This window comes from Chryseobacterium sp. ON_d1 (genome assembly GCF_006829085.1).
Taxonomy (GTDB): Bacteria; Bacteroidota; Bacteroidia; order Flavobacteriales; family Weeksellaceae; genus Chryseobacterium.
Genome location: NZ_BJTC01000001.1, coordinates 642,882 through 668,733, shown reverse-complemented (window position 1 = coordinate 668,733; position 25,852 = coordinate 642,882). Strand labels below are relative to the sequence as shown.

At 41.3% G+C, this 25,852-nt stretch carries 14 protein-coding genes; all 14 read right to left on the bottom strand.

Going from position 1 to position 25,852, the window contains the following annotated elements; all coding sequences use genetic code 11:
* Positions 1-70: 70 nt before the first annotated feature.
* Positions 71-1,798 carry a sodium/solute symporter gene (locus CRS_RS02785; RefSeq protein ID WP_142722554.1) on the bottom strand — a complete coding sequence of 576 codons (1,728 nt, stop codon included), beginning with the start codon at positions 1,796-1,798 and terminating at the stop codon, positions 71-73.
* A 3-nt stretch (positions 1,799-1,801) separates the two neighbouring features.
* Positions 1,802-2,959: an aldose epimerase family protein gene (locus tag CRS_RS02780; protein ID WP_142722553.1), complete on the bottom strand. Its 1,158-nt coding sequence runs from the start codon at positions 2,957-2,959 to the stop codon at positions 1,802-1,804.
* A gap of 27 nt (positions 2,960-2,986) precedes the next feature.
* Positions 2,987-4,483 (bottom strand): L-arabinose isomerase, encoded by a 1,497-nt coding sequence (araA, locus tag CRS_RS02775; protein ID WP_142722552.1) that lies wholly within the window; start codon positions 4,481-4,483, stop codon positions 2,987-2,989.
* Positions 4,484-4,522: 39 nt separating this feature from the next.
* Positions 4,523-5,233: an L-ribulose-5-phosphate 4-epimerase gene (locus CRS_RS02770; RefSeq protein ID WP_142722689.1), complete on the bottom strand. Its 711-nt coding sequence runs from the start codon at positions 5,231-5,233 to the stop codon at positions 4,523-4,525.
* Positions 5,234-5,266: 33 nt separating this feature from the next.
* The gene (locus CRS_RS02765; RefSeq protein WP_142722551.1) at positions 5,267-6,967 is read right to left on the bottom strand and encodes a ribulokinase; all 1,701 of its coding nucleotides are present in this window, start codon (positions 6,965-6,967) and stop codon (positions 5,267-5,269) included.
* A 128-nt stretch (positions 6,968-7,095) separates the two neighbouring features.
* Positions 7,096-9,084 (bottom strand): alpha-L-arabinofuranosidase C-terminal domain-containing protein, encoded by a 1,989-nt coding sequence (locus CRS_RS02760; RefSeq protein WP_142722550.1) that lies wholly within the window; start codon positions 9,082-9,084, stop codon positions 7,096-7,098.
* A gap of 53 nt (positions 9,085-9,137) precedes the next feature.
* A complete protein-coding gene (locus CRS_RS02755) occupies positions 9,138-11,771 on the bottom strand; it encodes a glycoside hydrolase family 3 C-terminal domain-containing protein (RefSeq protein WP_172616983.1) in 2,634 nt (877 codons plus the stop codon).
* A 296-nt stretch (positions 11,772-12,067) separates the two neighbouring features.
* Positions 12,068-14,806, bottom strand: coding sequence for a T9SS type A sorting domain-containing protein (locus CRS_RS02750; RefSeq protein ID WP_142722548.1), 2,739 nt, complete (start codon positions 14,804-14,806; stop codon positions 12,068-12,070).
* A gap of 268 nt (positions 14,807-15,074) precedes the next feature.
* Positions 15,075-17,597, bottom strand: coding sequence for a glycosyl hydrolase 115 family protein (locus CRS_RS02745; protein WP_142722547.1), 2,523 nt, complete (start codon positions 17,595-17,597; stop codon positions 15,075-15,077).
* Positions 17,598-17,614: 17 nt separating this feature from the next.
* Positions 17,615-18,835 (bottom strand): SGNH/GDSL hydrolase family protein, encoded by a 1,221-nt coding sequence (locus CRS_RS02740; protein ID WP_142722546.1) that lies wholly within the window; start codon positions 18,833-18,835, stop codon positions 17,615-17,617.
* A 25-nt stretch (positions 18,836-18,860) separates the two neighbouring features.
* On the bottom strand, positions 18,861-20,798 hold the full coding sequence (locus tag CRS_RS02735; protein ID WP_142722545.1) for a glycoside hydrolase family 97 protein: 1,938 nt from the start codon (positions 20,796-20,798) through the stop codon (positions 18,861-18,863).
* Positions 20,795-22,177, bottom strand: a complete 1,383-nt coding sequence (locus tag CRS_RS02730; protein WP_142722544.1) for a glycoside hydrolase family 43 protein — start codon at positions 22,175-22,177, stop codon at positions 20,795-20,797. Before CRS_RS02730 ends, CRS_RS02735 begins: the two co-directional genes overlap by 4 nt.
* A gap of 168 nt (positions 22,178-22,345) precedes the next feature.
* The gene (locus tag CRS_RS02725; protein WP_142722543.1) at positions 22,346-23,752 is read right to left on the bottom strand and encodes a glycoside hydrolase family 43 protein; all 1,407 of its coding nucleotides are present in this window, start codon (positions 23,750-23,752) and stop codon (positions 22,346-22,348) included.
* A gap of 13 nt (positions 23,753-23,765) precedes the next feature.
* On the bottom strand, positions 23,766-25,784 hold the full coding sequence (locus CRS_RS02720) for an NPCBM/NEW2 domain-containing protein (RefSeq protein WP_142722542.1): 2,019 nt from the start codon (positions 25,782-25,784) through the stop codon (positions 23,766-23,768).
* Positions 25,785-25,852: the final 68 nt, after the last annotated feature.

The following is a 25,852-nucleotide window of genomic DNA, read 5'->3' as shown; positions in this document are numbered from 1 at the left end:
TGCTTCGCAACTCAATGGTGAATTTTTAAAAGTGACAAGTGAAAACGAATTCACTATTGACCATTCACTTTTACCAGAACCTCACATACAAGGCCGTCAGTAAAAGCAGCGTCATTACGATCAAAACTAAAGTTCTGTTGTCCACTTTAAACATCGTTACATCAATGGCAAAAGCTTTAGGATTTACCTTCGGACCTGCAAGACTGATCAGGATCATCGCGATTATCGTGATAAAGAATGACCATCCCATATTGATCAGGAAAGGAATCTCGGTAATGGTATGCACTACTCCGTTCTCCAGTTTTTCATAAGTGAATGCAGTATACATCCAGGTTTCTTTCCCAAAAATACCTACAGCAAAGCTGTTAAAGAAAATCGCCAGAACAAAGCCCAAGATAACCCCTACCAAAGCAGCCGTTCCCGTTGTTCTTTTCCAGAACATTCCCAGAAGGAACATGGCAAAAACTCCCGGACTGATAAAGCCCGTATATTTCTGGATAAATGTGAAACCTCCTTCACCTCCAATTCCTAAAACGTCCGTCCAGGTAAAGGCCAATGCTGCCATCATTGCGATAATGATAACCCAGCGGCCTGTTCTCACCATCTGGATTTCGGTGGCATCTGTTTTAAGGTATTTTTTATAGATATCCAGCGTAAAAATGGTTGAAATACTGTTCACTTTTCCTGCCAGTGAAGCCACAATCGCTGCCGTCAAAGCGGCAATTGCCAATCCTTTAAGTCCTACGGGTAAGAATCCTAATATCGCAGAGTAAGCACCGTCTTTCACCCCGTTGAATCCTGGAAGGTGTCCTTTCGAGTACAATACATAAGCAGCGATTCCTGGAAGCATTACGATCACAGGCATGAATAGCTTCAGAAATCCTGCAAATAAAATTCCTGTTCTTGCCGTCTTCAGATCTGCCCCTAAAGCTCTCTGGGTGATGTACTGATTACAGCCCCAATAATTCAGGTTAACAATCCATTGACCTGCAAAATACATGGCCAGACCTGGTAACACGACATACTTCTGTACATCAAGGTTTTGAGGCATTGCCAAAGTAGTGGTAGTAGTTGTTGGTTTTTGTAGAATCAGCTTAAAGTGCTGGGGAGCCTCATTGATCAGGGTATTAAATCCTGCTAAAGCATTTCCTACAGCCGCTCCGTTGATTCTCTGGTCCACAATCTGCAAAGCCATATACACCGTTGCAAAACCGCCGATAATAAGCACTGCTACCTGTATAACGTCTGTATATCCTATCACTTTCATCCCTCCAAGACCAATCAGAAGAGCCATAAGCAAAAGACCGATCATAATGCCGTGAAGATGTTCTCCTCCCAGTAAAGTATCGATGGCAAGAGCTCCAAGGTAAAGAATGGAAGTAAGATTCACAATAACATACAGAAACAGCCAGAATACGGCCATAATCAGCGAAACAGATTTGTTATACCTTCTTTCCAGAAACTGGGGCATGGTATAGATCTTATTTTTAAGATAGATTGGAATAAACCAGACCGCAATAATGATCAGCGCAAGAGCAGCAATCCATTCGTAAGCGGCAACAGCGATTCCGACAAAGAAACCTTCACCACTCATTCCGATAAACTGTTCAGCAGAAATATTGGAAGCAATTAAGCTGGCTCCAATGGCCCACCAGGTCAAAGATCCTTCCGCAAGGAAATAATCCTTACTTCCTGTAGATTCAGATTTTTTCTTTTTATAGATCCATAGTCCGTAGGAAGCTACCACTACGAAATAGATCAGGAATATGATAATATCAATAGTTGCTAATTTTCCCATAGTTTACTTTTTTACGGAGAATTTATAGATGGTTTTCGAGTGGTATTTCTGTCCTGGCTTCAATTCTGTAGAAGGGAAAGAAGGCCGGTTTGGTGAATCCGGGAAATGCTGGGTCTCCAGACAGAACCCTGTTCTGAATTCATTTTTACCTCCGGTTTTAGTATCAAATTTTCCGTCAAGAAAATTTCCGGAATAAAACTGCACACCAGGCTCATCGGTGAAAACTTCCATCAGTCTTCCTGTACCCTGGTGATATACCTTAGCGATACTTCTCATACCTTTCCCATTCAGAATCCAGTTATGGTCATACCCTTTTCCTTTTTTCAACTGATCATCCTCTGCACTGATATCTTTTCCGATGGCTTTTGATACCGTGAAATCAAAAGGAGTCCCTTTTACCGCTTTCTGCTCACCCGTAGGAATTAAGGTTTCGTTCACCGGAAGAAAATGATCTGCATTAATCTGCAGTTCATGATCAGTAATCGTTGTAGTAAAATTCCCGGACAGGTTAAAATAAGAATGCTGGGTAAGATTTACCACTGTAGGTTTATCGGTCTCAGCCTCGTAAGAAATTTCCAAGGCATTATCATCTGTAAGCGTGTAAAAAACAGTTGTTGTTAATTTCCCCGGATATCCCTCTTCACCATCTGCACTGGTATAAGATAATTTTAATGTCGGAAATTTTGCATTTTTTACTGCCTCAATATTCCAGAATCTGGTATGAAATCCTTCTTTTCCTCCGTGAAGGCTGTTGGGACCGTCATTTTTATCAATTTCGTATGCTTTACCCTCCAGTGAGAATTTTGCATTAGCAATCCTATTGCCATATCTTCCGATCAAAGCACCGAAATAATAAGGGTTGCCATCGAAATATCCTTCGGGTTTTGTAAAGCCGAGTACCACATCTTCGTATTTCCCGTTTCTGTCCGGGGCGGTTAAAGAAGTGATAATTCCACCAAAGTTGATGACTTCAACTTTCATCCCGTTTTTATTGGTCAACGTATATTTTTTAATAGAATCGCCTTTTGGCGTCACTCCATAGTCTGAAGTATGAACATTCTCCATTTTTCCTGAAATATCCTGGTTGTTATTTTCTTTTTTGCAGCCGAAAATAATTAAAAATAATAAAATAAAAATGCCGTTGTATGTTGTTTTTTTCATAATTATTTACATATTTTTTAAAATTAATTAACGATAATACATTTCATTCCAACGAAGTGTATTTTTAAAATCACGCATTCTGGTATCTTCATCAATGACTAATGATTCAATTCCTGCTATCTCAGCAAAATCTTCCAGCTGCTCTGCTGAAATATTTTCACTGTAACATGTATGGTGTGCCCCTCCTGCCAGTATCCAGGCTTCTGCTGCCGTATATAAATCAGGAAGAGGTTTCCATAAAACTCTTGCTACCGGAAGTTTTGGCAGCTCTTCTGTAATTTCCAATGCTCTGGTTTTGTTGATCAGCAGTCTGAAATGGTTTCCAAAGTCCATCAGGGCAGCGTTCAGAGAATCAATATTTCCTCTGGAGTTAAAAACGAGACGAACGGGATCTGCTTTTCCTCCGATTCCCAGCGGATGGATCTCACACGAAGGTTTTCCGGCGGCCAGCACAGGGTCTACTTCCAGCATATGGGAGCCTAAAATAGAAGGATTGGAAGGGTCTAAATGATAGGTATAATCTTCCATAAAGGCATTTCCACCTTCAAGGCCCTGCCCCATTGTTTTCATGGCACGTACGAGTGCTGCTGTTTTCCAGTCTCCTTCGCCTGCAAATCCGTATCCTTTCTGCATCAGTCTCTGTACGGCAATTCCCGGCAGCTGCTCCAGCCCGTGAAGGTCTTCAAAGGTATCCGAAAATCCTTTAAATCCTCCGTCTTTTAAAAATTTTTCAAGGCCCAATTCAATTTTTGCGGCGGTGTACAGCGAACTTCTGTTGGCTCCTCCTTCCAAAAGGGAAGCTGCCATGTGATAAGAAGATTCATATTCTTCCATAAGGCTTTTTATTTCTCCTTCGCTTACAGAATTGATAACGCCTACAAGGTCACCGATTCCCCAGGTATTGACTGAAAATCCGAATTGAGTTTCAGCTTCCACTTTATCTCCATCTGTAACGGCTACAAACCGCATATTATCTCCGAAACGAGCAAATTTAGCTCCCTGCCAGTCGTCCCAGCCTGCAGCAACGCGGCTCCAGTCACCGATCTGCTTCTGAACTCTTTCTTCTGACCAGTGCCCTACCACTACTTTTCTGTTCTTTCGGAGTCTGCTTACCATAAAACCAAATTCACGGTCTCCGTGAGCGGCCTGGTTAAGATTCATAAAATCCATATCCATGGTAGACCACGGTATATCTCTGTTGAACTGGGTATGCAGATGCAGAAGAGGCTTCTGTAAAATTTTTAGTCCTCTGATCCACATTTTAGCGGGTGAAAAGGTGTGCATCCACGTGATTACTCCTATACAGTTTTCTGCATGATTAGCGGCTGCAATGGTTTCAAATATCTCTTCGGTAGTTTTTACCGTTGGTTTTACAATGACTTTTACCGGGATGAAAGAAGATTTTTCAAGTTCTGCCACAATTTTCTGTGAGTGGTCTGCCACCTGGGCAAGTGTTTCAGGTCCGTATAAATGCTGACTTCCTGTGATGAACCAGACTTCTTTGGTATTGAGAGGTGTTAACATAATTTTGTTGATCGTTAATAGTTGTTTATGTTGAAGTGTTTAGTGTTTAAATTCCTGTCCGTAATAAGCATTCTTGCCGTGCTTACGTTCATAATGTTTTTTGATGAGTGAGTCTTTCAGACGTTCCGCATCAGGATTGATCTGCCTGGTGAGATAAGCCATTTCGGCAATGGTTTCCAGCACTTTGCTGTTGTAAACAGCCTTCTCTGCATTTTTACCCCAGGTAAACGGACCGTGATTACCGATCAGAACCATTTCTACTTCTTCCGGGGAGAGCTGTTTTTCTTTAAAGCATTCCAGAATCTGTATTCCTGTATTGTATTCGTAGTTTCCTTCAATCAGCTCATCCCGCATAGGTGGAGCGCAGGGAATATCTGTTGTTAAATGGTCTGCATGGGTGGTCCCGAAAACAGGAATATCCATTTGTGCCTGTGCCCACGCCACGGAATAGATCGCATGAGTGTGGGAAATTCCACCGATGTTTTCCCAGTTTTTGTACAGGTAAGCATGGGTCTTGGTATCGGAAGAGGGTCTGAGCCTGCCTTCAATGACGTTGGCATCAAAGTCTAAAATTACCATATCTTCAGGCTTTAAAATTTCATAAGGGACACCGCTTGGTTTAATGGCAAAAATGCCTTTATCACGGTCTACAGCACTTACATTCCCGAAAGTATAGACCACCAGCTTCAGGGCATCCAGCTGCATATTCGCTTCATAACATTCTCTTTGGAGTTCTTTATAGGTATTCATTTTGAGTATCATTCAAAAGGTTAAAATGGAAAATCAGGAGTTCTGAAGTTCTTTCCTGTTGTTTTTCGGTTTGGTATTGTATTCTATAAAATCAGCGAGCTTCTGGTATTGCTGCATTAATTCTCTGTAGTGCTGTACTTCTTCCGCTTTCGGCTGATATTCCGCTTCAAATGCGGAGCCCATTTTCATGCTTGCTTCCTGTACGGTCGGATAAATTCCTGCTGATACAGCTGCATAAACAGCAGCTCCTAACGCAGGAGTCTGGTCCGAAGCGGCAACAACAATCGGCATATCCAGAACATTAGCGAGTGTCTGCATGATAAACGGTGATTTCCTTGCTACTCCTCCAATTCCAATCACTTTATTGATTTTCACACCTTCCTCCTCAAAACGGTCAACGATCTTCTTAGCTCCGAAACAAATAGCATTGACTAAAGCTTTGAAAATATGAGGAGCTTTTGTTCCCAGAGAAAGCTGGCTGATCGCTGCCTTAAGTTCCTGGTCTGCATCCGGTGTTCTTCTTCCGTTTACCCAGTCCAATGCAATCGGAACACTATCTGAAAGAGGAATTTTTTCTGCTTCAAGGGTTAGTTTTCTGATAAGTACTGCCTCCATTTCATCTGCGAGCTTTGTCTTCTGTTCATCTGAAATATTTTCGGAATGCATCATAACCTGGTGAACCGGCCACATCAGGATATCTTTATACCATGCCAGCACATCTCCAAAGGCTGACTGTCCTGCTTCAAGCCCTATCAGTCCTGGAATTACGGAGCCGTCAACCTGTCCGCAGATTCCTTTAACGGTTGTATTCCCGATAGCTTCCTGTGAGGCAACCATAATATCGCAGGTAGAAGTTCCCATGATCCTGATCAGGGTATTTTCTTCCACCCTGGCTCCTACTGCGCCTGAATGGGCATCAAAAGTTCCTACAGTAATAATGGTTTGGGTGGTAAGACCGGTTTTTGCAGCCCATTCTTCATTCAGGTAGCCGGCAACTTCATCTGAAGTATAGGTTTCCCTGTATAATCTTTCTCTGAGCATTCCCAGAGAAGGGTCAAGCCTGTTGAGGAATTCTTCGGAAGGCAGACCATCCCATGTCTCATGCCACATGGCTTTGTGGCCAGCTGCACAACGGCTTCTTTTAAAGGTAGCCAGGTCTTTATGATCTGATAAAAGGAAAGTCAGATAATCACAGTGCTCCATCCAGCTATAAGCAGCATTTTTTACCCCTGCATCCACTCTGCTGATGTGCAGTATTTTGGCCCAGAACCATTCTGAAGAGTAAATACCGCCTTCATATTTTGTATAATCTTCTCCACCCCAGGTTCTTGCAAGGGTATTGATTTCTTCAGCTTCGCGGATAGCGGTATGGTCTTTCCATAAAACCATCATGGCATTCGGATTCTCTTCAAATCCCGGAACCAGTGCTAAGGCTACTCCATCACTTGTTACTGGTAACGGTGAAGAGCCTGTAGTATCAATGCAGATACTAACGATCTGCTCTGCCGGTATCCCGCTTTCTCTTACAACTTCTGAAATAGTTTTCTCCAGACCTTCAATATGATCTGAAGGATGCTGTCTGAAACTATTGGCTGAGGGATTACAGAATTTACCTTCTTTCCATCTTTGATAATAGCTGACTGAAGAAGTTATTTCAGAACCGTTTTCAGTGTCAATAAGAACGGCCCGTACGGAATCTGTACCGTAGTCCAGCCCGATAACATATTTTTTCATGGTGGTGAAACGTTTTTGATTATTGAGATTTTAAATTCTCGTGATGAGATAAAAACAAATATAAGATTCTATTTTAAATAAATGTAAAAAACACACTTATTTTTCACAAAATACTGCATATCAAATAATTAATTTATTTTTACCTTTAAAACAACTAAAGAATTGGCAGGAATTTCCGTTGAAATTTCCCCATTTTTGGCTTCAGAAATCTCTTCTTTAGGTTTTATGGGTTCAGCATCGAAACTATTTTCAGCAGAAAGCTGTGGTGCGGATAGAAGGATTTTGGTTATTTTCTTACCTGTTTTCAAAGTTCCTGGTTTGATATTTATCGTTTTACCCTGAGTATCAGTATTGACCATTTTTATAATGATCTCATGAGTTTTTGCATCTTTTACTGCTGTAGCGTATAATTTTTCCTGCCCGGATATTGCTTTTCCGTTATGTTCTATTTTTAATACATCCGTTCCTTTATTGTTGGAAAATAATTTCTGAACATAATAATTCGGGGTCGCGTAGGATTTCAGATTATTGAACCAGATGAGATCGGGTGTCCATTGCCAGCCGTCAGCATGGGCAAAAAGCGGTGCGTAGGAAGTCATATAGACCACATCTGCATTTCTTTCAAGACCGGTCATGAAAGCTGCTTCTGAAAGGGCTGTTAACCAGTTATTCTTATTATCAGGCTTTACCACGCCTACAGACTGAGCTGCATATTCCCCGGCAAAAACTTTTGGCCCGGAGCGGTCATACTTATCGTATCTGCCTGCATTTTGCATGAACCATTCGGGAGAATTGTAATAATGTTCATCTACAATCTGCGCATTAAGCTGCTTCAGTTCTTTCCAGCCATACTCGAAGAATTCGCCGTCAGGTGACGGTCCGCTTCCGGAAATGATCTTTATGTCAGGATATTTTGTGTGAATGGCTTTTTCAAATACTTTATAACGTTCAATATAATCCGCTCCCCACTGCTCATTTCCTACTCCGATAAATTTTAAATTAAAAGGCTTTGGATGTCCCATTTCAGCACGGAGTTTACCCCACTTTGTGCCAGAACCTCCGTTGGCAAATTCAATCAGGTCCAGGGCATCCTGAACGTAGGGATCAAGGTCTTCCATTTTCACCAGTTCTGCGGTATTGAACTGGCATGCCATTCCGCAGCTCAGAATAGGAACAGGTTCTGCGCCCAGATCTTCGGAAAGCTGGAAATATTCATAAAATCCTAACCCGAAAGACTGTCCGTAATCCGGTGTAAGACGATGCGGAAATCCTGTACTCCATTTATTGATAAGATATTCGCGGTCTGCTATATTTCCTATTGTTTTTTTCCACTGATAGCGTTCTGCCAAAGTTCTTCCCTCTACAATACAGCCACCCGGAAACCTTAAAAATCCGGGCTGCAGATCATATAATTTCTGAACGAGGTCTTTTCGCAAGCCTCCTTTTCTGTCTTTCCAGGTATCCTGCGGGAAGAGTGAGATCATATCCATGTTCACGATGCCGTTTCCGGTAAATATAATCCGCAGTTTTGCTTTTTCTACAGTTTGTGGTGATTTGAAAACGGCTGTATATTTCTGCCATCCCTTTCCTTTAATGAGTGTGGAGACTGAAGAAATTTCCTTCCCGTTTTCATCAACAAGACTTGCATTTACTGCAGCAATATTACCTGAAACATTTTCCAGATCAAAACTGAAATCATATTGTTCTCCCTGATGAAGGCCTATTCCTCTGAATCCTTCATTTTCCAGAATATAATTTTTATCATTCAGAACGGTAATTCGTGCATAATTTTTATTGGTCTTGGAATGATCCGTATAAATAGTCAGAAACCCGGAATCCAGATTAGGAGAAAGTGTTTTTGTGTTGGGCTGTCTCCATCCTGTGAAAGGCTCGTCAAATTCAAAGCTTCGGTTTTTAATCAGTTCAGCATACAATCCGCCGTCTGCTGCAAAATTGATGTCTTCAAAGAAAATCCCGTACATGGTAGGTTGTATTTTAACAGGTGCAGGAGTTTCTTTCAGATCCAGGTTATAAGTACGAACCGTATTATTCTGAGCCGAAAAAAAAACAGCACTTAGGGAAATCGTGATGGAGAATATTTTATTTTTTGTTGTCATAGATCGTATATTTTGAAAGCTAAAGCATGTCTCAATTTGTCCTGAATCAATTTTTATTTTACTTTTAGCGGAATACTTTTTAACCCCGCATCATCAGAAGTTCCGCCATAAAAAATGGTATAGTCGCCAGGTTTTGAAACCAGATCATCTGCTTTTTCATTGTAGAACGCAAATGAGTCTTTGGAGAGGGTCAGCTGAATATTTTTTGTTTCTTTAGATTTGATTAAAGCTCTTTCAAAAGCTCTTAATGTTTTTACCGGTGCCTGGGTATCATTAATTCTTTTGATATAGACCTGGACAACTTCTTCACCATCCCTTTCTGAAATATTGGTTACCGGAATTGTGATCGTCACATTTTCGTTGGTACTGATCGTATTTTTGCTCAGTTTTGAATCTCCGTAAACAAATTTTGAATAGCTCAGGCCATACCCGAAAGGATAAAGAGGTTTTTCCGTCATATAACGGTAGGTTCTCCCCTGCATATCATAATTTTCAAATCCCTCATGCTTGCCTGTCTTTGAAAGAGCGTTATCCAGCTGTTCAAGGTTTTTATAAAAAGTAATGGGTAATTTTCCCGAAGGATTATAATCCCCTGCCAAAACATCTGCCACTGCAGTCCCTCCGGATTGTCCGCCATACCAGGCGTTCAACAGGGCATCATAATTTTTCTCATCCTGTTCCAATCCCAAGGCGCTTCCTGTACAAAGAATAAAAACAACAGGTTTTCCGGTTTTTCTAAGCTCCGCCAACAGGTCCCTCTGGACTTTAGGAAGAGCAATCGAAGTTTTGTCACCTCCTTTGAAGCCTTCTGCATTCACCATCATTTCTTCACCTTCCAGGCTTGGAGAAAGTCCGCCTGCAAAGACAATGACGTCTGCATTTTTCACCTTTTCCCTCACCGAAGCAAAATTAACAGGGTCTTTTCTGTAGACTTCAAAGCTGATGCTTACATATTTTCCTTTTTGTGTATGACGCAGTTCTATCTGGTAGTCTTTTCCTTTTTCCATTTTTACAGGAAACTCTGAAGGATGTCTTGCATCAGGTCCTTTTCTTGTTGCGATTTCTTTTCCGTCCACGAAAAGAGTATAGATATCGGAAGTGGAAGCAGAAAACACGACCTCTCCTGTGTAGGTACTTTTGAAAATCCCTGAAATGATGGCTGAGGTATTTTCTCTTCCTACATTGGGTGCAAGCTGGGTTCCTCCAAAGCTGTTATAGCTGATGGCAGTAGAATTTACGGAAGTATTGGCCGGCTGCCCTTTGAATTCATTATTATTGAAAAACTCTACTTTCATTCCTTTTGCGCCGTTTTTCTGACTGATAAAATTCTGGTATAATGACGTTCTGGAAGAAGGATCTGTTACTTCGCTTCCTTTTTCGTAGATAATTTCAGCATTCGGGAATTTGGTTTTGATTCCTTCTAAAATCGTTACAATGGAAGAAGGCGTTCCGTTATAGTTTCCCAGCTGCATCAATCCGTCATCAGCATTTGGTCCTATAACGGCAATTTTTTTAATACTTCTGCTGAGAGGCAGAATATTCTTTTCGTTTTTCATCAGCACTATTGATTTTTGTGCCATTTTCAGTGCCTGCTTTTTATGATCTTCAGAATCGACTACAGAATAAGGAATGGTATTCCAGTGAACGGAAGATTTCGGATCAAGCATTCCCAGCTCAAACCACCCTTTCAGGATTCTGCGCATCGACTCATCAATATCTTTTTCGGTAATCAGTCCGCTTGCCAGAGATTTATTCAGATTGTTATAGGTATCTCCGCATTCCAGATCCGTGGAATGTTTCAGGGCATCTGCTGCGGTTGTTTTTTCGTCAGGATGAGTGCCATGGTATTTTTTCTGAAAAAAATCGGCCAGTGCCCAGCAGTCTGAGACCACCATTCCGTCATACTTCCATTTTCCACGGAGAATTTCAGTAAGTAAAGTATTGTTTGCACAACATGGCTGCCCGTCAAAAGCATTGTAGGCACACATTACTTCTCTTACATTCCCTTCCTGAACCAATGCTTTGAAAGCGGGAAGGTACGTCTCATACAGATCTCTTTTTGATATTTCTGCGTTATAAGAGTGGCGGTTCCATTCCGGTCCGCTGTGTACTGCAAAATGTTTGGCACAGGCGTGGGTTTTAAAAAATTTCGGATCGTTTCCCTGCAGGCCTTTTACTGCTGCAACGCCCAGAACAGAGGTCAGATAAGGGTCTTCACCATAGGTTTCCTGGCCTCTTCCCCATCTTGGGTCACGAAAAATATTGATATTGGGTGTCCAGAAGGTCAGTCCTTCGTACCGCCCTGTTTTCAGAGCCTCATCAAAAGATCTGTTGTATTTTGCCCGTGCTTCATCAGAAATCATTTCAAAAGTTTTAAAATGCTCCGGAACATCCCATGTGGCCGCCATCCCGATTGCCTGAGGAAAAACAGTGGCTGTACCTGCTCTTGCTACCCCGTGAAGTGCTTCATTCCACCATCCGTAGGCAGGAATTTCCAGACGGGGAACTGCCTGGGAATTATCCATCATCATTCCTATCTTTTCTTCTGTGGTCAATAAAGAAAGAAGGTTCTCTATTCTTTCATTAACCGGAAGCTCCGGGTTTCTGAATGGGTATTTATAATGGCTCTGGGCAATAAATAAAGGTGCTGTCAGTGTTGCACATAGGATTAATACAATTCTTTTCATAGGTAGTACGGTTTCAATAAAGTCCGGAAAATGACTGTTGATTTTGTGATTAATCATTTTCAAACCACTTATTTCACAGATTTTCACGGATAATTATGTTTTCATTCTTATTTTATACAAATTTCCGGCATCATTGAGCAGCAATGACTAAAAAACAAATATAACGTTCTATTTTAAATAAATGTAAATAACACACTTAAATTAGTGATAAATCCCACTTACTTTTCGTTTTCATCCATTAAGTTGTAAAAAATAAAGCCACCATAAACAGTGCTCATGATGGCTTTGGATTCAATTTACTCTTTGATAAATTTTTGTTTTACGACTATATTATTTTTTTGAGTAACCTCAATAAAGTAAATACCAGCCGGGAAATCTCCCACGTTAATATGGTTTTTTCCTGGATTTATTTTCAATCCGGACCTGATGACACTTCCTCTTCCGTCAAAAATGGTGGCAGCTGCTTCTGACAAATCAGAATCAATGAAAAGGTCTGCTTTTACCGGATTAGGATATATTTTTACATCCTCTTTTTTAGCTTCAGCAGAAATATTTCTGGTGCTTAACGATCCGAAGTTTAAAGGAAGAACGTTGGCAGAATAAGTATTTTCTTCTGTAAGATATGCTTTGAAAGATCCTATTGCAGGTTCGCTTCCTGCAGTTACTTTATAGAAGCCTGTTACTCCGTTTTCTGCTTTCAGCACATAAGCATTCGCCGGAACTTTGATGCTCTGATAAACCCCGTTCATCTGATTCACAGTGATTGCTTTGGGTGTGGAAACATTTCCTGAGCCGTTGAAAGTAATATTTCCTGTAGCATTGATGATTACCGGAGTATTTGCAGGAATGATCCCGTTTGAAATTGCAGTACAATTGATATTACCTGCATCCGGAGACATCAGGTAAGCAGTAACACCGGAAGGTATATTAGCCTGGAATGGCAAGATAAGGACGTCATAACCATTAAAGGTACGGCTGTAAGAAGCTGTATTCGCTGTAAAGTTAAACGGCACCTGAAAATCCATACCCTGACCGGAAAGGACAAGATTTGAACATGTAGTACCGGAGATCACATTATTGGCAGATGAACTTACGTTTGAATTCACATAATAAATGCTGTTAGTGTTGGCACTCATAGGCTGCCAGTTGTTGGAGGATGTAACTCCTGATGCATTTCTGAAGTCTACAGAAGTATAATAGCCGTTTTCCAGGGCATCCATCAGATAGCTATCGCTTGCTGAGTAGGTTCCTCCGAATTTAGAAGCAATTTCATTTCCTACATTGAAATAAACATCTCCCAGATTAATCGTAAGCACAGAGCTGTAATTGGAATTTCTCAGTCCTAAAATTCCTTTGCATCCGTCTGTAAGCACCTGTCTTGAAATATCTAAGGTGATATCGAAGTTTCCTCCCTGCGGAAAATTAATCTTGCCGTAATTATATGATTTCGTTACGCCCTGACTGTTGATGTAATATAAAGTCGTATTGTCTGAGTAACTTTGTCCCGCCGTTGTATAGCTGTTTACATGCAGAATCAGCTTATTGTACCTGTCATTAAGCTGAAGATATCCGTTAGCCGCAGTCATATTATTACTGATAAGAGGGCTTGGATTAGAGAACGTCACTGTTGTATTGCTGATATTGAATCCTGTCCCAAAAGCTGTACTGGTAGCCGTTTGTGTTTCGATTTTATTATAATGAATATCTCCGCCTGTCATGAGAGAAGCAGGCCTGTCACCACTTTTATTGAAAACAAAAGTCATGACACTGGAGGGGCTGATATCAGCAGTAGGACGGAATGTTGCCGTACTCATAGTGATAGGTGTACTCACCATATTGGATTGCGTATTGGTCAGTACTTTTGTTCCTGAAGTCGTATAAAAAGGCAGATCAACCTTAAGGCTATAAGCATTCTGAGAAGAGTTGATGACCATAAGAACAATCTGATTTCCATCCTGGGAAATATAGGAAGACCCTTGTAAAGCTCCGGTTTTATCATCCCATTTGGCTTCTATTCTCGTTTTTCCTGTTGTATATTTAGCATAATGTGAAAGGATATAGCCCCTTTTGGTCATTACACCTGCGGGAGTTCCGTAAGTTCCGTCACCCATTAAGCCATAATAGCGTTTGGCAGAATAATGAATCCACGCATTGACATTACCTAATAATGCATTGTTGACACTGCTGGCAAAGGTAAATGCATCTGTATTCCAGCTGAAATCTCTTGCCGGCTGGGTGGACGAAGAGTTCCAGTTGATCAGATATTCTGTCTGCCAGATTTCTTTGTTGTAATTCTGGAATTGTTTGTAGGTAGACTGCATAAGCCCGTATTGATGCCCGCCATACACTTCAAAATTGGCCATTGCCGCAGGATCCAGCAAAGCACTGGCAAAATTATCTGTAAATCCTACACTTTCCGGGGCAATCACTTTACAATTGATAAGCTGTCCGTAATTCTTGATGAAGGTAGTAATTTGCGCAGGAGTCCAGATGCATCCCTGATACTGTGCCATTTCATCCGGTTCATTTTGAATGGAGATATAATCAAGATCTACTCCATTGTTCTGGAGATAGGTAACAAAGCTGTTAAGATAAAGCGCATAATCCTGATAATTTTCCGGCTTTAAATATCCGATCTGTTGTACTCCGTTAGCGTCAGTATAAACAGCATTGACATGGTTATTGGTTTTCCAGGCTGCGGGCATGGTCCAGGGCGAAGCAAAAATGGTAAGTCCCATAGATTTGGCGAGTTGTGCTGTAGCTAATACAGAACTCCAGTTGCTGCTGTTCTCGGGAATATACAATCTCATAATATTATACCCACCTTCACTGGAAGCTCCCCAAAGCGTCTGAATCTCTGATGTAGACATATGATTATACGCAAACTGGGGACTGCAGACAAATCCTCCGAATCCTTTTATTTTCTGATAAGGAATATTCTTATCAATTTTTACGGTTGTAAGCTGTCCATGCAGCATCAGGCTGCAAAACAGAGCTATAGACTGAATGGTTACAAGACTTAAAATTTTTTTCATAATGGTTTAGTTTTAGATAGTCGTGATTTTGATCATAAACAATTAAAGTAAGGGCAATAGATTCCCCATCAAGACGGTTCATTTTCAAAAACCGTCAGGAAAATACCCTGAATAATATCAGGCAGCGATCTGTTAAATAAAGTTGCTTACAAAATCATTCGCTGTTCTTTCTCTTCATTCTCTGTGAGGGAACTGTATTTCAGATTGGAATGTGAATTAAGATTAGTGTTTCATAATTAAAGTGTTGTTTGTGATGAGTATTGGTCACTCAGTGAAGCATTTCGCTTTCCGGAGCGCCCAGGTAAGAGGGTTTTAATCCTCCGGTGTTGATCAGTATCTTTTCAAGGACAATGCCGGGTTCCAGCACTCTGAAACGTAATGTATGTTTTCCAGCCTGCTGAACCGAATGTTTTGTAACGGATTTAATAATATGTTCTGACTGCCATCTTCCCAATTCTCCTTTGTAATGGCCATTGAAGTTGACAATTTGCGGAGTTTCGTTGTCAAAAGAAATTTCGTAACGCAATCCTTTATTATGATTAAAATTTAAAGTCGGTGCTAATAATAACTGGACTTCAAACTCCCCTTTTGATTCAAAATTGACATCATATTCAAGCCAGATATTTTCATCGCTTTTTGGATATAAATCCTGTGGAAAGGTTGTCACACCGGATTTTGTTTTTCCGAAATCAGGAATCACTTCCCAATGGATTCGGTCAGAATTGCTCATTCTTGCAAAATTTTCTGCTTCAATGGAAACATAGCCGTTTTTCTCCTGAAATACCTTTTCTTTGGGAACCTCAGCGTCAGAAATATAGGTCACTTCAGGCATTATATTTTCTTTTCCGTCTGCCCAACTTTTATATCCTATCCTCATCTGATCCATCATATGCTTCCATTTTCCTCCGGCAATCACATTATTGTATTGATTATCCAGATAAGCGTTTCTTTCAAAACATGTCTTCACTTTATCTGCGTAGAAATTGGCTTCAGGATCTTTTTTTGCTGCCAGTTCCCTGTTTTTTGCCACCGCATAGTACATTTCGTATAAATTACTGCATGCATCAATTGGGTACAAAACCAACTGATAATACGCATCCTGATATTCTGCAGGAATCTGCTCTTTTAACCGTAAGGCGTCTACGGCCAATGCTCTGTAATCATTTAAGACCGTTTCAAATTCATGGTAATTTTCAAGGCTGTACGTTTTACTGTCAAGGGTTTCAGGAGTTACTCTTCTGTTGTATTTGGCATACAGATTAATCATCCTGGCAATTTCTTTGGCGTGTTTTTCTCCAAACTGCTGAGCAGACCATTTCTCAGTATATTCCAAAAGGTTTTTAGCATTAAACTGCTTCGGATTCCAGGCCATTTCCAGGAAAAAACTGATCGGAAACTCCATGGGTTTTAAATCTCCTACATTCACGACCCAAAGCTTATCTACTTTATGTTCATAGGAAAGATTCATCTGTTCCCATACTCTCTGGATAGGGCTTATGTTGATCCATTTGGAATTTCTCGGACCTCCTACATAATCAAAATGGTAATAGATTCCATAGCCGCCTTTATGCAAAGGTTTTGAGAGGTCCGGAAGCTTTCTTACATTTCCCCAGTTATCATCACAGAACAGCAGGATCACATCATCCGGAACCCGCATTCCTTTATCATAATAGTCCTGAACTTCTTTATACAATGCCCAGACCTGCGGTGTTTTCTCCGCTTTTCTCCCCGTAACATCTGCAATGATTTTACGCTGATCTTTTACAATTTTCTCGAGCAGGGCAATATTGGTTCCTTCTCCCATTGCTTCATCACCATCACCCCGCATTCCTACTGTTACGAGTTTTTCCCAGTTTTTGCTTCTCTCCAGTCCGGATTTCCAGAATTTCTGTAAAACTTCCGCATTTTTAGCATAATCCCAGACATTAGGGAGGTTATTTTTTTTGATATACCTGTGCCAGTCGGTTTGTGCCAAAGCCATAGGCTCATGGTGAGAAGTTCCCATGACAATACCCATTTCATTGGCTAACGGTCCGCTCAGAGGATCATCGTCATAGAATGCCTTCCCCCACATTGCCGGCCAGATATAGTTTCCCTTAAGGCGCAGGATCAGCTCAAAAACATTCTCATAAAACTTACTGTTTACTCCACCAAATGTTGCTCTGGCCCAGCCTCCCAATGAAGGTTCTTCATCATTAAGGAAAATACCGCGATACTCTACAGCAGGCTCACCATCAGTATATATTCCTTTTTTAAAGTATACATTATCTTTTTTCTCAACCGGAACATCTGCCCAATAATACCATGGTGAAACACCTATCTGCTTAGACATTTCATAAATCCCGTAAATCGTTCCTCTTTTATCACTTCCTGCAATCACAATGGCTTCAGAAACGCCCGGAAATGGATTACTGACATTCTGAATGATATATTTTTCCCTTTTCCCTGTTAATGCTTTTCCATCCAGCTTTTTTTGACGAATTAAATTATCAATGGTCTTGCTTTTACCTGCTTCACCAATAATGATGATCATTCCGTTCAAGCCAGAGTTTTGGGAAATAAGATGAGGCTGAACACCGGTTACTTTTTGAAAATCAGATTGAAGGTTCGCAACGGCCCGCAGAATTCCTTTATCCGAATCACTGTCTGAAAAAAGCATCAAACCTGAATTGCGCTCTTTCAATACCATCGAATTTTCTGTCTTAGCAAAAGAAATAAATGGTTCGGTTGCTTTTACAAAAAATATAAACAACAACGTAAGAAACAGCGAAATGTTTTTTGTAAAATTCATACTATATCTTTTTGATTTTAATTTTTAAATAAGTTCAGATCCACAAATTCTCCCATTCTCCTGTAGCCCGCTTCATTGGGGTGAAGGAAATCATGATCGTGCATATCGTTTAAGATGACTTCCGGATTTTCACTTTGCATGTGTTTGGCAAAATCGATGACGGCATCAAACTTCCCGCTGTTCCTGATCCAGTCGTTTACTTTTTTCCAGGCCTCGATACGGAAAGGTTTGTCGTAGAACGACTTTGCAAAAGGAAGAATCGTTGCTCCGTACACTTTGATTCCGTTAGCATGTGCCTTATCAATCATCACCTGGTAAGCAGCAATCAGTTCTTCTGTTCTTTTGGAAGCGTCATCAGGATCTCCTGTTCCTCCCAGATCATTCACTCCTTCCAGAATGATCAGCCATTTTACGCCCTGCTGATTGAGGATGTTATAATCGAAACGGTCTAATGCTGTAGGACCCAAACCACCACGCACTACACAATTCCCACCAATCCCGAAATTAAGGACACTTATATTCCTGGTAGAAGGATTAGCCAATAACCGCTGAGAAAAAATATCCGGCCAGCGATTCTGTCTGTTGGTTCCCGATCCTCTTCCATCTGTAATGGAATTTCCCATAATAGCCACCGCATACGAAGGTTCACGGGTCTTTACATCAATGTTAAAAAGTGAATACCAATGATCTGTTTTTACAGGATTTTTAAATACTGCAGCATTGGCCTGCTCACCTTTTACAATAAAAGAGGTTGTTCTTGACCCCGGATGTCCGGTGACAGATTGGGTTACTTTTGTATAGGAAATTGTAATAGCCAGTAACGAATTAGGCTTCAGGTTAAAGTTCACTTCATCAGAATAAATATCGGATCCGGGAGCAATTTTAAAACTGTTTTTCTTCTCAAACGTTAATGATCTGATGCTGGTTGCATCCACATTACTGCTATCGGACGGCACGGCAATAGAAACGGCTTTTACCTCCAGGCTATCCATGGAATATTTGTTGGAGAAACGTAGCCGCAGTTTTTTCCCACCCACAGATACACGCACAATCTGACGCAGGGTGTTCCCCGAAAGCCCTGGTTCCGGCGCAAGGTTTTTAGGTTCCACCAATTGGGGAGCTGTTGCCCAGGTAGTGAGCCACTGGTCTTTGGAAGACTGCTTTTCCAGACTCTGTGAGGAAGAGCAGGAAACCAAAAATCCCGAAATGATAAGGATATATAAGTTTTTGAAGCGCATTTTTCCTGTTTTATTATATTAATCTCTAATTTCTTATTACAAATCCTCCGTTCGGCTGAATTTCAATTGTAAAGTCGCCTTTTGCATTTACTTTCGCTTCTTTCTCTGATGTATTTCCTTTTGCATCATCATTGATAAGTTGCAAGTTTTTCCCGGCGAACATCGGAAGTTTTATTTTCAGTTTTTGGGATTGCTTTTCGGCATTTACCCCTGCCACATACCATCGATCCGCATGTCTTCTCGCAACTACGGCATATTTCCCGGGATAGCCGTCTATGAAAACTGTCTCATCCCAAAGTGTCGGAACTTCTTTCATGAAGCTGAGCTGAAATTCTGGAGCATCGGTCAGGTTATTTGGCATTACACCAAACATCTGAACGGGATTCTGAAACAGGACTGCTGTAGCCAGCTGAAAGCCATCTGTGGTATGCCTTTTATTTTTGTCTCTGTTGGATTCTGTTAAATATTTATTGAGGAAAGTACCTCCGAATTCCATACTTCCCACTGTGTTTCTGATGAAAGGATGAAGTGTGGCAAAAAAAGCTTCCTGTTTCCGTACATCTTCTGAGAAATAAAGCATTTCCGAAGCAAGAACAGCTTCGCTTCCTGCATAATTCGGATACATCACTTCCCAGCCTCTCGGGACAGTGGCTCCATGGAAAATAATGGTTAATCCAAAATCATTGGCGTCGGAAAGAATATCTTCGTACAGACGCATGGTTTCCTGTTTGTCTCCTCCGAAGAAATCCACTTTCAGTCCTTTTACGCCTGTCTCTTTCAGCCATTTCATTTCTTTTTTCCGTTCAATGGATGAGCTCATTTTGTTTCTCGGTCCCATCGGTGCGTCATTGGCTGCCCCATTGGAATTGTACCAAAGTAATACTCCCACGTTTTTCGATTTTGCATATTGAATAAGGTTTTTCATTCGTTCTTTTCCAATATTTTTATCCCAAAGCGCATCCATAAGAATAAACTGATATTTCAACGCAGCAGCAAGGTCTATGAATTTCACCTGATCATCATAGTTCATACTTTTGTCCTGCCAAAGAATCCAGCTCCAGGTAGATTTTCCGAACTGATACTCCTGTGAAGGCTCATACATCGGATCTACTACATCAAAAGGAATGGTAGTTTCTAGGATGGGTTTCAGGGAGCTGCCTACTGTAATTGTTCTCCACGGTGTTTTTCCGGGAAGAGAAACGGCTGCTCCGGTACTTCCGAAACCGTTATTTTCAGCAATGTTCGGATAAGCGACTTTGTAAAGATTTTTTTCTGCTGTGGTTTCAAGGTGTGAAGCACAATACGTACTGTTCACTCCTGTCTCGGAAAGCAGTACCCAGCCCTCATTTCCAATATGGAACAGGCCAGGGAAAACGTATCCATAATCGGATGGCATTCCCAGCTCAGCATCAGCTTTATAGCCACTTTCATAACTTGGCGCTGTACGGGCAAATCCCGTCATCGGCTTCATCATAGGTGAAAGAAAAGTAGTCGTCTGTAACGGAAATCTGTACCCTGTGGATTCTGACTGTATCACAACACTCAGCCGTTCTTTCATCGGTGGAATATTGTAGCGGAAAGCAATATTGTTGTTGCTCACCTGAAATTCAATGCCTATCTGATGCTGGTCTGTATTACTGAAGTTAACGAATAAAGTATTGGCCTTATAATCAATCTCAGATTTTTTGATTTTTTCGTTCGTATATTTCTTAGAAACAATATCCTTTTTGCTGTCCATAAATTTCAGATCTTTTGAAAAATCGGACTCATTGGTTACCATGCCCAGCGGGGATTTTTCAAGCATTGCTTTTCCCAGAAGGATAACATTATACGATGCTTTTCCCTCTTCTGAAAAAACCTGAAGCTTCAGGTGTCCATCCGGACTTGAAATCTCTGCTACCTGTGCAAAACCTTTGCTGATCAGAAACAGGCTGAATATGATATATAAAACTTTTTTTCTCATAACTCATTATTTTCAAGAAAGGTCCAGTAATCGAAATACATAATATCTGTTGAGGCTTTTCCATTGAATACAAAGTACAGATCATGAATGCCGGTAATCTTTTCAGCCATCTGAACTTTTACGGTTTCCCAGCGGTCATCTCCACCCGTCAGCGGAACCTTTACCGTTGCAGCAACCGGGCCGTTCACAGCATCCAGATGAACGGTCATTGTGACGTCACTGTTATGGGTAGTTCCTACTCTTGCAGAGAAGGCAGCAGCTCCTTTTTTCCGGAAATCTACATTCTTTACACTGCTATAAGCCCCATTTTTCTTTGCTTTGATGAAAACACCAGCCTCTTTATTCTGATAGGATTTTACATTTTCCGACCAGGCAATCATTTCTGCCTGATTGAATGAATAAGGATTAACTGTCGCGATAGCTTTTGTAATTCCGTTAGTCATTTTAAATGGCGAAATGGATCCGTCTTTATTGAAGGTAAGCTCTTCCAGGCTTACTGATCTTGTAAACCCGCTTCCGCCCGGCAATGCACCATTGTGATAAAAGAAATAGGTTTTCCCCCGGAAATCAATAACACCGGGATGATTGGTGAATGACTTCCCTTCAGTAGGCATTACAATTCCTCCATATTTCCAGGGTCCCTGTGCTGTTTTCCCTGTAGAATATCCTATGAATTCAGGAAGCGGACCTCCCGGCCAGAAAAGATAATACAGGTTTTTCCTTTTGTACAGCCACGGGCCTTCCTCGTATTTTGTGGGTCTTTCCGGGTTAGGCTTTCCGTCCCTTTTTCCAAATGATTCTTCGGTCATCGGAACTTCTGTAATATTTCCGGAATAGGAGATCATATCTTCATTCAGCTTTACGTATTTTAATTTAGGATTTCCCCAATACATATGAGCCTGTCCGTCATCATCCACAAAAACGGTGGGATCAATATCTCCCCATTCGCTCTGAACAAGAGGTTTTCCCAGCGGATCATGAAAAGGTCCAAACGGACTGTCGCCAACGGCAACCCCTATAGCGCCTTTGTTATTGGTTTTGGACCACATCGGAACGTATAAAAAAAACTTTCCGTTTCTTTCTACACATTGTGCGGCCCAGGCATCGCGTTTTGCCCAGTCGAAATCTTTATACGAGAGAATTGTTCCGTGATCTGTCCAGTTGACCATATCATTGGTGGAATACACTTTCCAGTCGTTCATGGTAAACCAGGTAGAATCATCCTCATCGTGTGTGGTGTACACGTACAGTCTGTCATTGTATACCATGGGTGCCGGGTCTGCAGTATAATTGGTCTGAATAATAGGGTTCTGAGAAAATAATATTCCCGAATATCCTGTTAAACAGAGATTAAGTATTGCCTTTATTGTTTTTTTCATATTTAACTTTTATTTGAGCACTAAGGCTGCTATTGCCTGTAGGAGCTAAATGGTTGAATTATTAAGGTTTTCGAAATTTGGTTTCTCATATTGTTATAGCCATTTTAACCACCCCGTCAAAAAATCTTCGATTTTTTGACACCCCTCCAAAGGAGGGGAATTTTTATCTTATTTTTTCTGAAAGCTCCAGTAATCGAAATTAAATAACTTTCTTCCTGCCGTAATATTTTTCCCCTGGAACACAAAGTATACATCATGAACACCGGAAACAGATTCTGAAATTTTTGAGGTCAGGGTTTTGAACTCTTCCCAGCCACCGGTTCTCGGAATTTCAATCTCGGCTATTTTTGGCCCTTTAACATCATCCAGATGAACTTCCAGAATTCCACCATCAATTCCTGCGGCAACGGAAGCTGAAAATCCTGAAGTTCCCTTTTCAAAATCTACCGAACGGACCCTGATATACCCTCCTGCTCTGGCATCGGAGACATACACTCCGGTTTTTCTGTTTTCGGAAGTGCTGCATTTTTCCGACCATGCCATAGTTTCGGCTTCGGTTCTCTGATATGGATTTAAGGTTCCAGCCGGAGCTACACCTTCTTTGGTCATGGTGATCTTCGGAATAGTCCCGTCAGCATTATATCTGAATTCTTCTACAGCAGTTGAGCGTCCGTAGCTTCCTCCGGCCGGCAATAGTCCGGTATGGTAAAACAGGTAGGACTTTCCTTTGAAATCGATAATTCCGCCATGGTTGGTAAAGCTGTTAGTAGGCTGGTCGGTCATTATTTTCCCCTGATATTTCCACGGCCCGGTTGGCGATGGGCTGGTTGAATAGGATAAACATTCTGTTCTTCCGGTCATTCCGGCGTACATCATATAATATTGATTGTTTCGCTTGTAAAGCCATGGTCCTTCTACATATACATCATCAAATTTTTCCTGCTTTTGCAGAACCTCATCACTTTTCCCGGGACGTCTCAGCCCGCCGAAAGCTTCCACCGATTGTGGAATTTCTGTGATTTGTCCCTGATAAGAAGTCATGTCTTTATTGAGCTTCACATAAAATAATTTACTGTTTCCCCAGTACAGATAAGCCTGTCCGTCATCATCTATAAAAACCGTCGGGTCAATATTATCCCATGTTCCGGTTGAAATCAGAGGTTTTCCCAAAGCATCCTTGAACGGCCCGGTAGGACTGTCAGACACCGCAACCCCAATAGCCATATTGTTGTCAACGGTCTGTACACAGATATACCAGTAGAATTTACCGTTTCTTTCAATACACTGTGCTGCCCAGGCTCTGTCCCGCGCCCAGCTGAAAGATTCTAAAGAAATAGGCGAACCATGGTCTGTATAATTGACCATATCTTCCGTGGAATACACCCGCCATTTGGTCATCGTATAAAAATCAAATCCCGGCTGATCATCCCCTGTATAAATATACATTTTCCCTTTATAGACCATGGGAGCAGGATCTGGTGTAAAATGGGTCTGAATAACCGGATTCTGCGCAGAAATACCAATCCCTGCCAACAGAAAAGAAAGTGTGATATATTTTAAGTTTCGTTGATTCATATCTTAATCTTATTTATTTGAGTGAAATGAATTTATAATAGGCAACACCATGTGCCGGAATGTCCAATGAAAGACCTTTTTTGTCCGTATTGATTTCTGCAATATCCTTCTGTCTCCAAAGGTCACGAACCGTCTGAAAACCTGAAATCCCTAATTTTTTGAAATCTTTATAGGGTAGCGTCACTTTTTCTCTTCCGAAATTGGCAAAAGCCACAGCTTTGCTTCCGTCCTCCAAATCTTTGACATAAATTCTGAGCTCACCAATGGTCTGCAAACCAACACCCTGTTTTCCCAAAGCATCCTGATTGACGGCAATAACCTCATCATTCGTCAGAAGGTTTAAAGTGAAATCATCCAGTTTCTCAAGGTCACAGCCAATCAGCAACGGGGCTGAAAAAATACTCCACAGACTCATATGAAGATACTGTTCATCAGGCTTCAACCGGCTCTGATGTGGATTTCCCCAGCCGACAACGCCAACAACCAGCATATCCGGATCGTTCCGGTTTCCGGGTTTCGCAAAAGGAGCTGCCTTGTCCTGAGCAAAGGCAATATTCTTTACGCTTGACCAGGTATCTGTAATATCGTTGGTGGTACGCCAGGATTGTGCACTGACCTCATCACCCCACTTCCATACATCACCCATTCCGTATTGGCAGAGGTTATACACGATGTCTCTCGGCTGCTGTTTCAAAAGACTTCCCATCAGTTTGAATGGTTTCACGCCTTTATCCGGATCCCCACCACCTTCAAAAGCAAGAGAAGGAACTTTATTGGGGTCATTATCCGGCAGCCCGTCAATCACTCCTCCATAACTGCACCAGTCGTATTTCAGGTAATCAACGCCCCATTTGGTATAGCTTTCAGCATCCTGTTTTTCGTAACCGTAGCTTCCGGCACATCCGCCACAGGTCCATGGACCGGGGGAAGAATAAATTCCCATTTTCAGGCCATTGTTATGCATGTAGTCTGCAAGGCCTTTCATATCAGGAAATTTGGAATTGGTCAGGATATAACCGTTTTCATCACGCATTTTTCCCTGGAATGAAGGGTCTTTTCCATCTCTGTTATACTGCCAGGAATCATCGATATTGATATAATTCCATCCGTGATTGATTAGTCCCGACTTTATAAGAGCATCTGCTGCACGTTTCACTTTATCGGCAGAAACTTCATGTCCGAAGCAGTTCCAGCTATTCCAGCCCATTGTAGGCGTGAGAGCGATTCTGTCTCCGCTTTCTATTTTTAATTTTTTTGAAACTGAACCTTTCGCATTTTTAGCATTCAAAGTCACTTCATAACTTCCTTTAGAATCTATTTTTCCAGTGATGATTCCGGTCTGTGAATCTATTGTTAAACCTTTCGGAAGATTTTTTGCCGTAAAAGTCATTGGTCTGTCACCCGTTGCTGCAATCCTGAACAAAAAAGGTGAGCCAGGACGAACTCCGTAAACGCCTGCTGAATTAATTTTTGGAGTTGCCGCAGGTTTTGGCGTCAAAATATAAGGTACTGATGAAATCGGATTAAATGTTATCAGTTTTGCACCGTTTGCTGTTTCAAACTTAGCATCTGCCCAATCGGCGTGATCATAATAAGGTCCGTTTCCGCCGTCTGTTACGACTAATTCTAATTGTTTTATACCTTCCAGCAAAACGGAAACAGGCTTTGCTTTATCGCCTAATTTAATGACCCCGCTTGACCAAAGTTTTTTGTTGTCGCCGTAAATTTCAAATTCGGCAGCGGGATTCTGCCCTTTGATTTCATCATCCAATCCCACCATTGCGGTAAAGCTTTTTGCTTTGCCATTTAATCTAATCAACAAAGAACTTTCAGCGTGGGTTCCAAAGCCTCTTTTGAAAACTTCGCCTGCAATGGTTATAGGTTTTCCGTCCACCGAAGTATTGATGCCCGGTTTTCCGTGCCCCTGTGTTACAACGCTCAAATCCAACTGGTCTAACCAAACGGTTGACTGCGCATTTAAACAGTATCCGGCAATTAAAAAACTGAAAATAAAGAGTTTAAATCTGAACATTTTTTAAATTGTAACTGATATATTAATTATAACTCATAACAAATGACTTAAGTTTTGGCTAAAGCCAC